Annotated in this window: 11 protein-coding genes; 10 read left to right on the top strand and 1 reads right to left on the bottom strand. The window is 46.4% G+C overall.

What is annotated here, in order from left to right; all coding sequences use genetic code 11:
- The first annotated feature begins 425 nt into the window (after positions 1 to 425).
- The 10 genes from alaS to MHI55_RS24205 all read left to right on the top strand — a co-directional run bounded on the left by alaS (position 426) and on the right by MHI55_RS24205 (position 12,595).
- Positions 426 to 3,056, top strand: coding sequence for an alanine--tRNA ligase (gene alaS / locus MHI55_RS24250; RefSeq protein WP_074096207.1), 2,631 nt, complete (start codon positions 426 to 428; stop codon positions 3,054 to 3,056).
- 242 nt (positions 3,057 to 3,298) lie between these two features.
- Complete coding sequence (locus MHI55_RS24245; protein WP_036616950.1) at positions 3,299 to 3,559, top strand: IreB family regulatory phosphoprotein; 261 nt, start codon at positions 3,299 to 3,301, stop codon at positions 3,557 to 3,559.
- A gap of 128 nt (positions 3,560 to 3,687) precedes the next feature.
- Positions 3,688 to 4,104, top strand: a complete 417-nt coding sequence (ruvX, locus tag MHI55_RS24240) for a Holliday junction resolvase RuvX (RefSeq protein WP_036616953.1) — start codon at positions 3,688 to 3,690, stop codon at positions 4,102 to 4,104.
- A gap of 12 nt (positions 4,105 to 4,116) precedes the next feature.
- Positions 4,117 to 4,416 carry a DUF1292 domain-containing protein gene (locus MHI55_RS24235; RefSeq protein WP_017686820.1) on the top strand — a complete coding sequence of 100 codons (300 nt, stop codon included), beginning with the start codon at positions 4,117 to 4,119 and terminating at the stop codon, positions 4,414 to 4,416.
- Positions 4,417 to 4,731, top strand: a complete 315-nt coding sequence (locus MHI55_RS24230) for a DUF1292 domain-containing protein (RefSeq protein ID WP_047844066.1) — start codon at positions 4,417 to 4,419, stop codon at positions 4,729 to 4,731.
- A gap of 76 nt (positions 4,732 to 4,807) precedes the next feature.
- Positions 4,808 to 5,848 (top strand): endolytic transglycosylase MltG, encoded by a 1,041-nt coding sequence (mltG, locus tag MHI55_RS24225; protein ID WP_243391439.1) that lies wholly within the window; start codon positions 4,808 to 4,810, stop codon positions 5,846 to 5,848.
- Positions 5,849 to 5,862: 14 nt separating this feature from the next.
- Entirely contained in the window at positions 5,863 to 6,792 is a 930-nt protein-coding gene (locus MHI55_RS24220) for a peptidase U32 family protein (RefSeq protein ID WP_222215759.1), read from the top strand.
- A 17-nt stretch (positions 6,793 to 6,809) separates the two neighbouring features.
- A complete protein-coding gene (locus tag MHI55_RS24215; RefSeq protein ID WP_100529071.1) occupies positions 6,810 to 8,138 on the top strand; it encodes a U32 family peptidase in 1,329 nt (442 codons plus the stop codon).
- Between the two features lie 240 nt (positions 8,139 to 8,378).
- Complete coding sequence (locus MHI55_RS24210; RefSeq protein ID WP_340018261.1) at positions 8,379 to 10,661, top strand: methyl-accepting chemotaxis protein; 2,283 nt, start codon at positions 8,379 to 8,381, stop codon at positions 10,659 to 10,661.
- Positions 10,662 to 10,783: 122 nt separating this feature from the next.
- Positions 10,784 to 12,595, top strand: a complete 1,812-nt coding sequence (locus MHI55_RS24205; protein ID WP_340018260.1) for a penicillin-binding protein 2 — start codon at positions 10,784 to 10,786, stop codon at positions 12,593 to 12,595.
- On the opposite strand, the gene MHI55_RS24200 is transcribed toward MHI55_RS24205, so the two are convergent.
- Positions 12,574 to 13,770, bottom strand: coding sequence for an AI-2E family transporter (locus MHI55_RS24200; protein ID WP_340018259.1), 1,197 nt, complete (start codon positions 13,768 to 13,770; stop codon positions 12,574 to 12,576). The genes MHI55_RS24205 and MHI55_RS24200 overlap by 22 nt on opposite strands.
- Positions 13,771 to 13,922 lie beyond the last annotated feature (152 nt).

Genomic DNA, 13,922 nt, shown 5'->3' with positions numbered 1-13,922 from the left:
AAAACATCAACGAGGCCGCGTTGACACCCGCTTGTGCTACCGATATAATGAGTGTGTATGTTGAGAACATGAAATCGATGATGAAATAAAGTACGCCGAGGGTTCCTTTCCTCAGAGAATAGACTTCATCGGATCAGGGTGAGCCTGAACTGATGGCTGGAAGAGTCTTGAAAGATGAAGCGGCGGAAAGCTAATTTCGGAGTGCAGGACAACCCTGCCGGGAGCGACCGTTATTTCGCATGAACGAGGAGATTGTTTGTTTGTCCGGGCAGCAAGGGATGAACAGCAATAACCAGGGTGGTACCGCGATAACATCGTCCCTGATTTATTCAGGGGCGTTTTTTGTGTTTATTTTTACCAAAACAATGTTGACCAACCGGAGCGAATACGCAACGGACTATTATAATTTAATGGGGGCATCCAGTATGAAAGCCAGTGAAATCCGGTCCAAATGGATAGAGTTTTTTGCAAGTAAAGGTCACAAAATTGAGCCGAGCGCATCGCTCGTGCCTCACAACGATCCTTCTCTTTTGTGGATCAATGCAGGTATGGCACCGCTCAAACCATATTTTGACGGACGTGAGAAGCCGGAGAACCCGCGTCTTGCGAACTCCCAAAAATGTATCCGTACCAATGATATTGAGAATGTTGGTAAAACGCGTCGTCACCATACGTTCTTCGAAATGCTTGGCAACTTCTCTATTGGAGATTACTTCAAGGAAGAGACCGTAACATGGGCTTGGGAATTCTTGACCAGCAAAGAGTGGATCGGATTCGATCCGGAACGCCTGTCCGTAACGGTATATCCGGAAGATGAAGAAGCTTTCAAACTGTGGAACGAAAAAGTAGGACTGCCTGCTGAACGTATCATTAAATTGGATGAAAACTTCTGGGATATCGGCGAAGGCCCATGTGGTCCTTGTACCGAGATCTTCTATGACCGCGGCGAAGCTTACGGAAACGACATGAGTGATCCTGAAATGTATCCAGGTGGAGAAAACGAACGTTATCTGGAAGTATGGAACCTGGTATTCTCCCAGTTCAACCATAACAAAGATGGTAGCTACACACCGCTTCCTAACAAAAACATTGATACAGGTGCAGGTTTGGAGCGTTTTGCTTCCATTCTGCAAAATGTGGATTCCAACTTCGACACAGACCTGTTCCAACCGATGATTCAAAGAACAGCCGCTCTTGCGGGTGTGAAATATAACGACAGCGTAGAGATTGATGTTGCACTGAAAGTCATTGCCGATCATATCCGTACGGTTGCTTTTGCAGTAGGTGATGGCGTTCTGCCAAGTAATGAAGGACGTGGATATGTCATCCGTCGCTTGCTTCGCCGTGCAGTTCGTTATGGAAAAGTGCTTGGACTTGACCGTCCATTCCTGTATGAATTGACAACAACCGTTGGTGAAGTGATGGGCATGTACTACCCTGAGGTAGTAGACAAACAGGAGTTCATCGCCAAAGTAATCAAAACCGAGGAAGAGCGTTTCCACGAAACACTCACAGATGGTCTGGCTATTCTGGCTGATATCAGCGGCACAGCCAAATCCGAAGGACGCACCGTTATTAGCGGACCTGAAGCTTTCAAACTGTATGATACGTACGGTTTCCCGTTTGACCTGACAGAAGATTATGCCGCAGAGCATGGTCTGACTGTGGACCGTGAAGGTTTTGATGCTTCCATGCAGAAACAACGTGAGCTTGGACGTGCTGGGCGCCAAGAGAACGAGAGCATGAAAGTTCAAGGCGGACCACTTGCTGACCTGGAGGTTAAAAGCGAGTTTGTTGGTTATACTGACCTGTTGACGGAAGCAAAAGTGGTAGCCATCGTAGCTGGTGACGCCCTTGTTGAATCTGTAGGCGAAGGACAGACGTGTCAGGTTGTTCTGGACAAGACTCCGTTCTACGCGGAAAGTGGCGGTCAAGTGAGTGATCAGGGCTTGCTGCGAGGTGCTGGTGTATCAGCGAAAGTACAAGGTTTGTTCAAAGCTCCACTTGGACAACATGTACATCTGGTGACTGTGGAGTCTGGTGAACTGCGTGTAGGCGATGTGATTAATGCCGAAGTAGACTCAGCGAAACGTGGCGACATTATCAAAAACCATACGGCTACCCACTTGTTGCACAAGGCACTCAAAGATGTGCTCGGAACACACGTAAACCAGGCAGGATCGCTCGTAGAGCCACAACGTCTGCGGTTTGACTTCTCTCACTTCGGTAGTATTACGCCGGAAGAGTTGACAGAGATTGAACGTCAGGTGAATGAACAGATCTGGAATCGTCTGAACGTGAACATCGAGCTGAAAGCTATTGATGAAGCTAAAGAAATGGGTGCAATGGCCCTGTTTGGCGAAAAATATGGAGATATTGTACGTGTTGTTCAAGTCGGAGACTACAGTTTGGAACTTTGTGGCGGCTGTCACGTAAATAATACTTCAGAGATCGGAATCTTCAAACTGGTGAGCGAGAGCGGAATTGGCTCCGGCGTACGCCGGATCGAAGCTGTAACTGGCCGCGGCGCATATCTGTATGTGGAAAGCCAGTTGGAACTGCTTAAACAATCAGCAGCACTGCTCAAAGCAAATGTGGCTGATGTACCTAAACGGATTGAAGGTCTGAACCAACAACTGAAAGAAGCAGCCAGAGAGACTGAATCCCTGCAAAGCAAGCTGAGTGCCATGGAAGCGGGTCAATTGACCGATCAAGTGGTACAAGCAGGAAATACACAATTGCTGGCAGCACGCGTAGATGCTCCGAACATGGATGCGCTGCGTACAGTGGCAGATGAGTTGAAAGTAAAATTGCCTAACGCGGTACTCGTATTGGGTGCTCCAGCGGACGGCAAAGTGAATTTTGTTGTAGCAGTACCTGCTGAACAAGTAAAACAAGGATTACACGCAGGCAAAATCGTCAAAGAAGTCGCAGCAGTATGCGGCGGCGGTGGCGGTGGACGTCCAGATATGGCGCAAGCCGGAGGTAAGGATGCGACCAAGCTGGATGAAGCGCTGAAACTGGCGGTTTCGCTGGTTAGCGGGCATAATGCATAAATCCATTGAACGGCTTTCAATCGTCAAAAAATAAATCGAAATGGTTCTGTTCGTTTATTTTTTGTACCCGAGAGCGTGTGGAATCGAATGATGCAATATGCTGAAGCCAGTAAAGGACAAGCAAAAAACACAATTGCCTTATCCTTTGTTTACTTGTGGCAGTCAGAATATGTTATTATATAAACAGAAATCAATTCGGCAGGACATGGTCCCCATGTTCATGCAGGAGCGAGGTGTCATCAATGGACTCCATGGATAAGACGGTTAAATTTAATGTGAAAGGTGACGAACAGGAAGCATCATCCAAAGAGATTCTTCTCACGGTATATGATGCATTGGTCGATAAGGAGTATAATCCGATCAACCAGATTGTTGGGTATCTGATTTCTGGAGACCCGGCATACATTCCTCGTCACAACAACGCACGTAGTCTGGTCCGTAAAAAGGAGCGCGATGAGCTGATTGAAGAGCTTGTACGTTCCTATCTGGCCAATCACCGGTAATGTACGCCGCTTCCGCTGTGTTGCAGCCTTGCAGGCAGCGGGAAATGAACCGACAGAAGACAGCCTGAAGCTTGAGAAGGCGATTATTTGTAATCGACCTGAGCAGGCCCCAGGATGGGAGAGCATGGATGAAAATATTAGGTTTGGACTATGGGGACCGAAGAATCGGAGTTGCCGCGAGTGACGCCTTCGGTTGGACTGCCCAGGGATTGGAAGTGCTAGAACGCCGCCGTGATGAAGGTGAGTTCGCTCGGATTGCCGAACTTGTGCGTGAGCATGAGATTAGTGAGATCGTAGTCGGACTTCCCAAAAACATGAACGGCACCGTAGGACCGCGCGGTGAGATATGCATTGCTTTTGCCGATCGCCTGCGGGATGAACTGAATTTACCTGTTCACCTTTGGGATGAACGGCTGACAACCATGGCAGCAGAACGTACGCTGATCGAAGCGGATGTCAGTCGGAAAAAACGCAAGCAGGTTGTGGATAAAATGGCCGCAAGCTTGATTTTGCAAAATTATTTGGATGCCAATAGTAGAAGGTGAGGGGGATCAACAATGGCTGAAGATCAACTGGGTATGGAAGAAGAAGCGGAAATTATTTACATTGCGGATGACGAGGGTAATGAAGAGGAATTTGAAGTCATCATGAAGTTTGAAGTAGATGGTTCGGAGGCCAAGTACATGATGGTTGCTCCGGTTGAACCTGAAGATGGCGAAACGGATGTATATGCATTCCGTTATGAAGAAGAGGGCGACGATATTAAACTTTTCGTCATCCAAGATGATGCCGAATGGGATATCGTCGAGGAGACGTTTAATACATTTCTTGCTGAAGATGAAGAGGAAGCGAACTAAATGACGGAATATAGCCGCAAAGACCTGAAATGGACAGATTCACTGCGTCTGGCATTCGGTGCTCATGTTGAGCTCGAGGAAGAGAACGGTAAATCACAACCGTATGACTTGTTGGCTGAGTTCGAAGTGAACGGTCAGCAGTACGCGGTGCTCCGCAGTTCGTTGCGACCTTATGACGAGGTTGAACTTCTGCGGGTATCACCTGGAAGTGAAGACCAGATCATGCCAGAGTTAGTTACGATCGACGATGATGATGAGTGGGAGAACATCTCGGAACTGTATGATGAGTGTACACTCCCCATTGACGAAGATTAAATCAGCTTCAAATTGAAGAAACCGGGAGGGCGGAGAAGTCCGCTCTTTTTGGTTGTGTAAAGGAGTTGTTTCTTTTTTGAAAGGGAAAGCAATTGTAGTCATACTGCTTATCATTGTAGTTCTTGTCGGAGGCGCAGGCGGTTACGTGTGGAGTATGATGCGTCCTGTGGAAGCTTCTACAGAACCGGTCGTATTCGAGATTAAGAGCGGATCGGGAACTTCGAAAATCGCGGATCAGCTTCAAGAAGAAGGCCTTATCCGAAGCGGGTTAACCTTCAAAGGGTATTTAAAGTGGAAGAAACTAGGTTCTAATTTCATGGCGGGTACATATTCAATGAATCCTGGCGTGACATATGATGAGATTGTTAGCAAGCTGAGTAGTGGCGAAGTTGTACCGGAAGAAATGGTGAAATTTACGATTCCGGAGGGTTATAACGTTCTGCAAATGGCGGGTAAGCTTTCTTATGAGCATGTAGTAGATCGTGATGAATTCATCAAGCTGGCCAATGATCCTTCGGCCTTTGATGTAGATATCATCAAAGATATTCCAGTGGATGAAGAACTTCGCTACGTATTGGAAGGGTATCTATTCCCGGAGACGTATGAGCTGAAAAAGGGAAGTTCCACGCATGATGTGATGCAACGGATGCTGGAAGAATTCCAGACCAAGATTAATTCCATTCCTGATTTGGAAGCCAAGCTGCAGGAAAAGAACCTTTCCCTGCATGAACTGCTGACGATCGCGTCACTCGTGGAGAAAGAAGTTGTAGTGGACGAGGAACGTGCTCTGGTTGCAGGTGTAATCTACAATCGGATCAATCAGGATATGAAGCTGGAGATTGATGCTACCGTTCAATATTTGCTCGACAGACCGAAGGAACGATTATTTTTCAAGGATCTAAAGGTGAAAAGTCCCTATAATACGTATCTGAACAAAGGCTTGCCACCAGGTCCAATTGCCAGTCCAAGTCTTCCGTCCATTGAAGCAGCGCTAAATCCGGAAGCTTCGGAGTATCTGTTCTATGTGACAAAAAAGGATGGCTCGTCTGGACATCTATTTGCCAAAACGTATAAGGAACACCAGCAAAATATAGCCAAAAGTAAGGCTGCGCAATAAGCGGAGGGGATTATATGAGTAAGAAACATGAACTGCTCGTTACAGCAGCGAATGTGAAAGAGGCAGAAGTGCTTCTCCAGGCTGGAGCAGATGCTCTGGTCATTGGAGATGATCGATTCGGCATGCGTCTTCCAGGCAGCTTTAGCGTGGAAGAGACAGCAGAGGTGGTTGCCATTGCAGCCAAACATCAGGCGCGTGTGTATGTATCCATGACTAATCTGATGTCCAACGAACTGTTGAAAGAATTGCCTGAATATGTTCAAGCACTTGGCAGAATCGGTATTGATGGTGTGGAGTTTAATGATCCATCCGTGCTGGCTACCATGAAGGAATACGCGCCACATGTGAAGTTGCACTGGAATGCGGAGATGACTTCAACGAACTATGCGACGGCCAACTATTGGGGAACCAAGGGAGCTAGTCGTGTTGTGCTTGCCCGTGAGTTGAATATGGACGAGTTGACGGAAATGGTCCCTTTTCTGAAAGTGGAAGCTCAGGTTCAGGTGCATGGTATGACGAATATTTATCATTCCAAGCGCAGTCTGGTGCAAAGTTATATGGCTCATCAAGGGCGGCCGGTTGAGGGACATCTGGGGAAAGAGCGGGGATTGTTCCTGATCGAGGCTGAACGTCGGGATGAGAAATTCCCGATCTACGAGGATATTAACGGTACACACATTATGAGCTCAGAGGATATATGTATCCTCGAAGATCTTCATCTGTTGATGGAGGCGGGCGTGCACAGTTTCAAAATAGAAGGTATGTTAAAATCACTCACCTACAATGAAGCTGTTGTACGTGCATATCGGACAGCGATTGACAGTTATATAGCCGATGCTGATGCATATGCGTTCTCTGAAGAGTGGCTCGCTGAGGTGCGGAAGTTACAGGACCCTGAACGTGAATTGTCGTTTGGATTTTTCTATAAAGAACAAGTGTATTAATAGACGAGGTGAACAGAATGGAAACAGTGGCGGTACAGCGGAAGTTCTCGGGGAAACGTAACCGTCTGGACAAACCGGAGCTGCTAGCTCCGGCGGGTAATCTGGAAAAACTGAAATTTGCAATCCATTACGGTGCAGATGCCGTATATATCGGTGGACAAGCCTATGGACTGCGTTCCAACGCGGATAACTTCAGCTTTGAAGAGATGCGTGAAGGTGTGGAGTTTGCCAAAAAGTATGGAGCCAAAGTGTTCGTAGCGACGAACATCTATGCACATAATGAGGATGTTGAAGGTATCGAAACGTACCTGCAAAACCTCTATAATGCGGGAATCTCTGCGATCATCGTAGCTGATCCGGCTATTATTGAAGTAGCCCTTCGTGCTGTGCCAGGCCTTGAGGTACATCTAAGTACTCAACAATCCACACTCAACTGGCAAGCCGTGAAGTTCTGGAAAGATGAAGGACTCCCGCGAGTTGTTCTCGGACGTGAGACTAGCTTCGAAGAGATTGAAGAGATCAAGGCCAATGTGGATATCGAAATTGAAGCCTTTATTCACGGGGCAATGTGTTCGTCGTATTCCGGACGTTGTGTGCTCTCGAACCATTTTACGGATCGGGACTCCAACCGGGGCGGCTGTTGCCAGTCTTGTCGCTGGAAGTATGATCTGTTCGAGGATGCGAGAGAAGATACGGTGTGGGTCAGCGAAGAGGACATGCAGATGAAGGCACCTGCACCATTCAAACTGGGTGAGAACCAGCTTCCCCTATTCGAGGAACAGGATAATTCATTCTCCATGGGATCTAAGGATCTGTGCATGATTGGACATATTCCCGAGTTGATTGATGTGGGTGTGGACAGTTTCAAGATCGAAGGACGTATGAAATCGATCCACTACGTGGCAACTGTGGTTAACGTATACCGTCAAGCCATTGACGCCTATATGGCAGACCCGGAAAATTATGTTCTGAAACCTGAATGGGTTGAAGAAATGAACAAAGCGGCGAATCGCCCGCTGAATACCGGATTTTTCTATGATACACCAGATCATGAAGATCATATCTATGAACCGGAAGAAAAGGCCGTACCTTTTGACTTTGCTGGATTGGTCATGGGGTATGATGCTGAAACAGGAATGGCAACCATTCAACAGCGCAATCACTTCAAACCAGGACAGGAAATCGAATTTTTCGGTCCGGGTGGTCACTTTTTCAAACAGGTCGTCGGTGAAATACAGGATGAAGAAGGCAATGTTCTAGATGCTGCTCGTCACCCGTTGCAACTGATTAAAATGAAGGTAGATCAACCGGTTTCGTACTTCGATATGATGAGAAAAAAGAAGTAGGCTCAAATACCTATAATGTGTCAATATTGTATTATGATTTAACAACATAGTGTTATGAAATTTACATGGGGACCTCCGTTTATCGGCAGATGGGGGTCTTTTTTTTATAGAAAAATAGGAATAAAGTTGTAAAATATTTCTGGGAAGTGAAAGGGGAACGAAGAAAGCTGTCGAATACTACATATTTATAGGGGAGAGAAAGAAAAATCTAACAAGTAAATTACTGGCAGGTGAATGGGATTGGTTCAAAAGAAGCAGGAAGACAGTGGGGAGCAAGTGACAAAAGCCGAGCAGGTTAATCCTGAGAAGGTTCAGAAAGTGAAGAAAGAAAAAGTAGTCAAAAGCAAAACAACAGGCAGTGGCAAAAAAATGTTTAAGATTAACCGCAGTAAGCTCAACCTGGGCTGGATCAAGACTGATTGGGTAAAGAAACAATTTAAAAACCGGGATTGGAAAAACATTGGAGGTTCCTCTTTCCAACAGATTAAGAAGGCAAATCCGGTTAAATCCGTAGGGGTTAAACTGTTCTTGATCTTTTTTGCGGGAATTATGATTTTTGTAGTAAGTTTAGGTCTATTATCCTATTCGAAGGCCAAAGGTACGATAGAGAAAAATGCCTCGCGTGCCAATCAGGAGACCATTGATCAGACCAAACAAAAAATGGACATCATTTTGGAGAGGTTTGTCGATACATCCACACAGATTTTCTTTGATCCGGAAATGCAGTCCTTGCTACAAAAAATGTCAGATACGAATTTGACTGCGTATGATACATTCGTGAACTCAAGTTCCATCAACAAGCAACTGTCCAATGTTGCATTTACAAATAAATCTATGGAAGCGATTTATTTGGTACCTACGGACGATACAAAGTCCATTATGGGTACCGGCAGCAACAGTTCATCCATGGGCAGCATTCGCCAGGAAGCATGGTACAGTGAGTTAATTGAAGCGGGCGGTTATCGCTGGCTTCCAACAGAGGTCAAAGAAGGTGGCTCAACGCCAACGTTTAAAATTGCACGTTCCATGAAAAACTTGCAGGGGACGACTCAGTCGTATGTTCTGGTTATTGAACTGAAACTGGAAGTTTTGGAGGAACAATTGAAATCGCTTGATCTTGGGCCAGGAGCTATTCTTCAATTAATTGCTCCGGATAATAAAGTGGTTGCATCCTCCATCTCGGATCGTACAGGACAAGAAACAGAGCTTGCATTTGTCAAAGAGTTGACCGAACCAGCAGGTAGTACGAATACGGAGTATTCGGTAGATGGCAAATCTACGGAAATGCTGGCTGTATACAGTACGATGGATACATCCAATTGGAAACTGGTTGGTATGATACCTACCTCTGTTTTGGTTCAGGACGCAAAAGGCATTCTGACTCTGACCCTGTGGATGGCGCTGATTGATGCGGGGATTGCAGTATTGATCGGGATCTGGATGGTGCGTATGATCGCTCGTCCACTTGGCAAATTGAAAGACCTGATGCAGGAAGGTGCAAAAGGTAATCTTAAAGTTCGTACACCATATAGCTCCCAGGATGAAATTGGTCAGCTCTCGACCGCCTTCAATCTGATGATGGAGCAGATCACTAAGCTGGTTGAACAAACCAATCGTTCTGCGCAGGAAGTATTGGATACGGCCTCTGAGCTGAGCAGTGCATCCAAGAAAACGGCTGTGTCTGCTTCGGAGATTGCCGTAGCTACAGAAGAGATCGCGGGCGGTGCAGGCAGTTTGGCAACTGAAGCGGAACGTGGCAATGAATTAACTGACAATATCTCTCGTCAGATGCAGAGTGTAATCGCTGCTAATGAACAGATGGGTGATTCTGCTCGTCATGTAGAGAAGTCCAGTCAGACAGGAACACAACATCTGAATCAGTTGATGACCAAAACCCAGAAGACAGAAGAAATGATTGGTGCACTGGTGAATAAGGTTGATTCGCTGAAAGAGAGTACGTCTTCTGTTCTGAAAGTGCTTGAAGTGCTGCAAAACATAACGAAACAGACAAATATCCTTTCCCTGAATGCAACCATTGAAGCAGCACGTGCCGGTGCAGCCGGACGCGGATTCATGGTGGTGGCTGATGAGGTTCGTCAGCTCGCGGCTCAATCCAGACAATCCATTGAGATGGTTGGAGAGATTACAGACAAAATCATGACTGAAATGAATGAGACCGTTGATGCTTTGTCGGCAGCTTATCCGTTATTCAAGGAACAGATGGATGCGGTTAAAGATACCAACGTCATCTTTGCTTCCGTACAGGAACAGATGGGTGCATTTGTGGAACGTCTGGGCATGGTGACAGGTTCTATTGGAGATTTGAACAAATCTCAAGGTACGTTGTCTGAAGCCATGAGCAATGTCAGCGCTGTAGCTGAAGAATCTTCTGCAACGTCCCAAGAAGTAGCTTCCTTGAGCAGTGAACAGCAAAATATCAGTAACCAGCTGGTCAATCTGTCTGGCAAACTGGAGAATGTGTCCACTGAACTGAAAGAAACCTTGTCACGCTTTACGGTGTAACAAGCCAAGGTTGAAATGAGGAGAACCTGTCCCGCACATGGGACAGGTTTTCTTTTTGTTTACCGGATAATTCCAAGTCATATCAGCAATAATATGTCAAAACGACAAAAGGTGAGATTGGGATGCATCTCCTTGCGAAACGGCGAATCTATATAACTTGTATTCTTCTAACTCTTGTCTTTGGATTGCTTATATTACGATTGGGATGGGTTCAGATCGTTCAGGTGAATCAGACGATGCCTGGATTTCACCGAACGGTACGTGAAATGTCTGTATTGCAGCGTGAACGCGGGGTGATGCTTGACCCGGGGCGGGGGCAATTTACAGATTACAAGGGTGAGGCATTGACCGGTAAGCTGCAATGGGGACTGGTTCTTTTTCCACAGGCAAGTCCATTACAGACATTACGCAAGGATGGGGCATTAGAAGGCTCCGAGATGGTACAGTTGGCAGCTATATTACATACCGATCCGGATCAATTGAAGAAGGAATGGAATCAGGAAAGTATACCTCATTTCTGGACAGCAGGTACACATCAGCCTGTTCTTTTGAACGCTGCTCAGGTGGAGCGTCTACGCAGTTTGCACCTGCAAGGAGCTGGCATCTATCCGATGATGACAAGGTACCTTCAGGGGCATACAGGAATGCAGTGGATGGGTTATCTGGCTGAACAGCCTGAGTCCTCCAAAGTTCTAACAGGGCATCAGGATGAAATAAAACAGCCATTTGCCATGAAATCAGGGGCAGCTGGACTGGAAAGGACACTTGAACCGCTGTTAAGGGGAATTGGCCCTACGCTTGTATCACGCATGGTCTCGGGTGGTGGGGAGATTATCCCTGATATTCAACCGCACGTCATTGCACCAGCCAATAGCCATTATCCTTTACGTGTGGAAACCACTGTGGATGCTGAGTTACAGCGTGGGTTGGAGGAGTTGACGCAAGAATCTGGATTACAAGAAGGGGCCATTGTTGTGTTAGATGCCGCTAACGCAGATGTTCGCGCCATGATCTCCCGCCCTTTCTATCAGCCACAACATGTGGACCCTAAAGAATCGGCCTGGGGGAATCGTGCATTACAGGGAGCCGTACCGGGTTCCATTTTCAAAATTGTCACTGCGGCTGCCGCATTGGAGTATCATGCGGTTTCTAACGGAGAAGAATTCCATTGCGGTGGTGAGTACGGAAGATATGGGTTGTCTTGCTGGAAGGAGCATGGGCATGGAGACCTGAATCTGGAGCAAGCATTCGCTAAGTCTTGTAACATCGTATTTGCGGAAACGGCACGCAGGCTTAGTATGGAACAACTGGAGAACATGGCTGATCGTCTGGGACTCGCGCGTCCGATTGGCTGGGAGGGGAAGCAGATGGCAGGAATGCCTGTGTTACGACATTTTGATCATGAGGATCACGGGCGTGTGAGAACAGAGGCTGTTTCTTCCGCTGATGAAGGTGCGAAAATACAGACAGCAATTGGTCAGCGAGATGTCTTGGTCACACCGCTGCAAGCTGCCAATCTGATCGTTACACTGTTACATGATGGAAAGGTTAGTTCCCCACGTCTCGTTAAGCGCATCCGATATGCGGATGGTGGCACCATGCTGGAAATGCCCTTGCATGATTCACCTTCAGCATCAGGACAGATTGCTCCCGCAACAGCGCATAAACTGATATCCTGGATGAATAAGGTAGTCCGTGAGGGAACAGGAAAATCCCTGCAGCGTGCACGGTGGCATGTTGCAGGGAAGTCAGGTACAGCTCAGGTACAGAAACATGTAGAGAAGCGTAACAATCAATGGTTCATTGGTTATGGACCGATAGAACAACCCAAGTACGCCGTAGCTGTTCTTGTCCAAAATGTCTCACCAGACAGCCATCATCAGGCGACAGCTCTCTTCAGGAAGGTGATGGACTATTTGGCGGAGTCCTCATGATCCTTCGCAGGAATGGGACGTTGTACAGTAGATTCGGCAGAATTCGATGAGGCCTTATTAACGGGTGGGTCCATGACTAATGGAGAGGACTCAAATTCATCTTTTGGCAGGTGAATCCACTTTTGCAAGTATCCTTGTTGTAACAGTTCTTTCAGAAGGATCAGAAGCACTGGAGATAACACTACGCCAGCCAGGCCAAAGATCGAAAGAGAGATCAGCATAAACGAAAGCATCAAGTACGCCGAGGATACACCAATCGAGTTACCCGATATTTTCGGTTCCAGCAACTGCCGTGTCAGCATCGTTACTGCCAGAATCACAATCAGGCCAATCGCCAGGCTACTATTGCCAATAATGAACAAGTAGACGATCCATGGAATAAACACAACAGGAACGCCAAGCAAGGGTACCAGATCAAAAACCGCACAGACTGCTGCAATGGTAAAGGCATTAGAGGTTCCCAAAATCAACAAACCTGCATAAATCAATACAAACGTAATGAGCATCATGATCATCTGTGCCTTCAGATACGAGCGGATTGTTTTGAACACGTGATTACGCATGAATTCAATAGCTAACTTTAATGTTTTGGGCGTTTTCGCACGGGCGAACTTGCGCCAGGATTCAATCTCGATACTGAGGAAAAATGCCAGAATAATCGCAATTCCGAAGTTCGTAATAAACGAAGAGAATGAACTGAGGAAACCTACTACGAATTGCGCTCCGCTAGTTACCCATTTGGACAGGAACCCGGTCAGTGTTGCAAAATAATCATTCGCTTTTTCCATAACTCCATCAGGGAGAGCGTCTGACTTGTCCTGAATGAATAAAACAAGATTGGTGAATTCACGTTGTATCATTTCAATGTATACGGGGAAATTATCTTGAAGATTGGAAATTTGTGAAATGATAATCAAGCCTACCCCAAAAAAGGCAGCGACAATTAATGCAAGAAACAACAAGACGGAGATGGCGGCTCCAAGTGTCTTGGGCAATCCTTTGCGATGTAAAAATTTAGCCAGCGGTTCAATCATCCAATACACAATGAATGATAGAAAGACCGGTGCAGCCACATGGTATAATTGACTGAAACCGTACATGATAACATACACGGTTAATACGAGCAATGCGATGTCAAAGACAGTTCGCCCGTATTTTTTGTAAAGCGGTAGCATGGACATGGCTCCTTTGATGGCAATAATTAGATTGTATTTATTGTACACGATAGCTATCTTTTTGGGAAAACAGGATTCAAGAAAAGTCTGAACTATGATAAAATTAAAGGCGGTTTATTTTAGATAGTGCCATAGTGCACCGTAATTCAGCA

This window comes from Paenibacillus sp. FSL E2-0151 (assembly GCF_037993015.1).
Classification (GTDB): Bacteria; Bacillota; Bacilli; order Paenibacillales; family Paenibacillaceae; genus Paenibacillus; species Paenibacillus amylolyticus.
The sequence above is the reverse complement of the archived record's forward strand: the minus strand, read 5'-3'. Positions and strand labels throughout refer to the sequence as shown.

Excerpts from the sequence above, each read along its gene's own strand:
- alaS (WP_074096207.1), top strand. The coding sequence starts at position 426 with ATGAAAGCCAGTGAAATCCGGTCCAAATGGATAGAGTTTTTTGCAAGT.
- MHI55_RS24245 (WP_036616950.1), top strand. The coding sequence starts at position 3,299 with ATGGACTCCATGGATAAGACGGTTAAATTTAATGTGAAAGGTGACGAA.
- ruvX (WP_036616953.1), top strand. The coding sequence starts at position 3,688 with ATGAAAATATTAGGTTTGGACTATGGGGACCGAAGAATCGGAGTTGCC.
- MHI55_RS24235 (WP_017686820.1), top strand. The coding sequence starts at position 4,117 with ATGGCTGAAGATCAACTGGGTATGGAAGAAGAAGCGGAAATTATTTAC.
- MHI55_RS24230 (WP_047844066.1), top strand. The coding sequence starts at position 4,417 with ATGACGGAATATAGCCGCAAAGACCTGAAATGGACAGATTCACTGCGT.
- MHI55_RS24220 (WP_222215759.1), top strand. The coding sequence starts at position 5,863 with ATGAGTAAGAAACATGAACTGCTCGTTACAGCAGCGAATGTGAAAGAG.
- MHI55_RS24215 (WP_100529071.1), top strand. The coding sequence starts at position 6,810 with ATGGAAACAGTGGCGGTACAGCGGAAGTTCTCGGGGAAACGTAACCGT.
- MHI55_RS24205 (WP_340018260.1), top strand. The coding sequence starts at position 10,784 with ATGCATCTCCTTGCGAAACGGCGAATCTATATAACTTGTATTCTTCTA.
- MHI55_RS24200 (WP_340018259.1), bottom strand. The coding sequence starts at position 13,770 with ATGCTACCGCTTTACAAAAAATACGGGCGAACTGTCTTTGACATCGCA.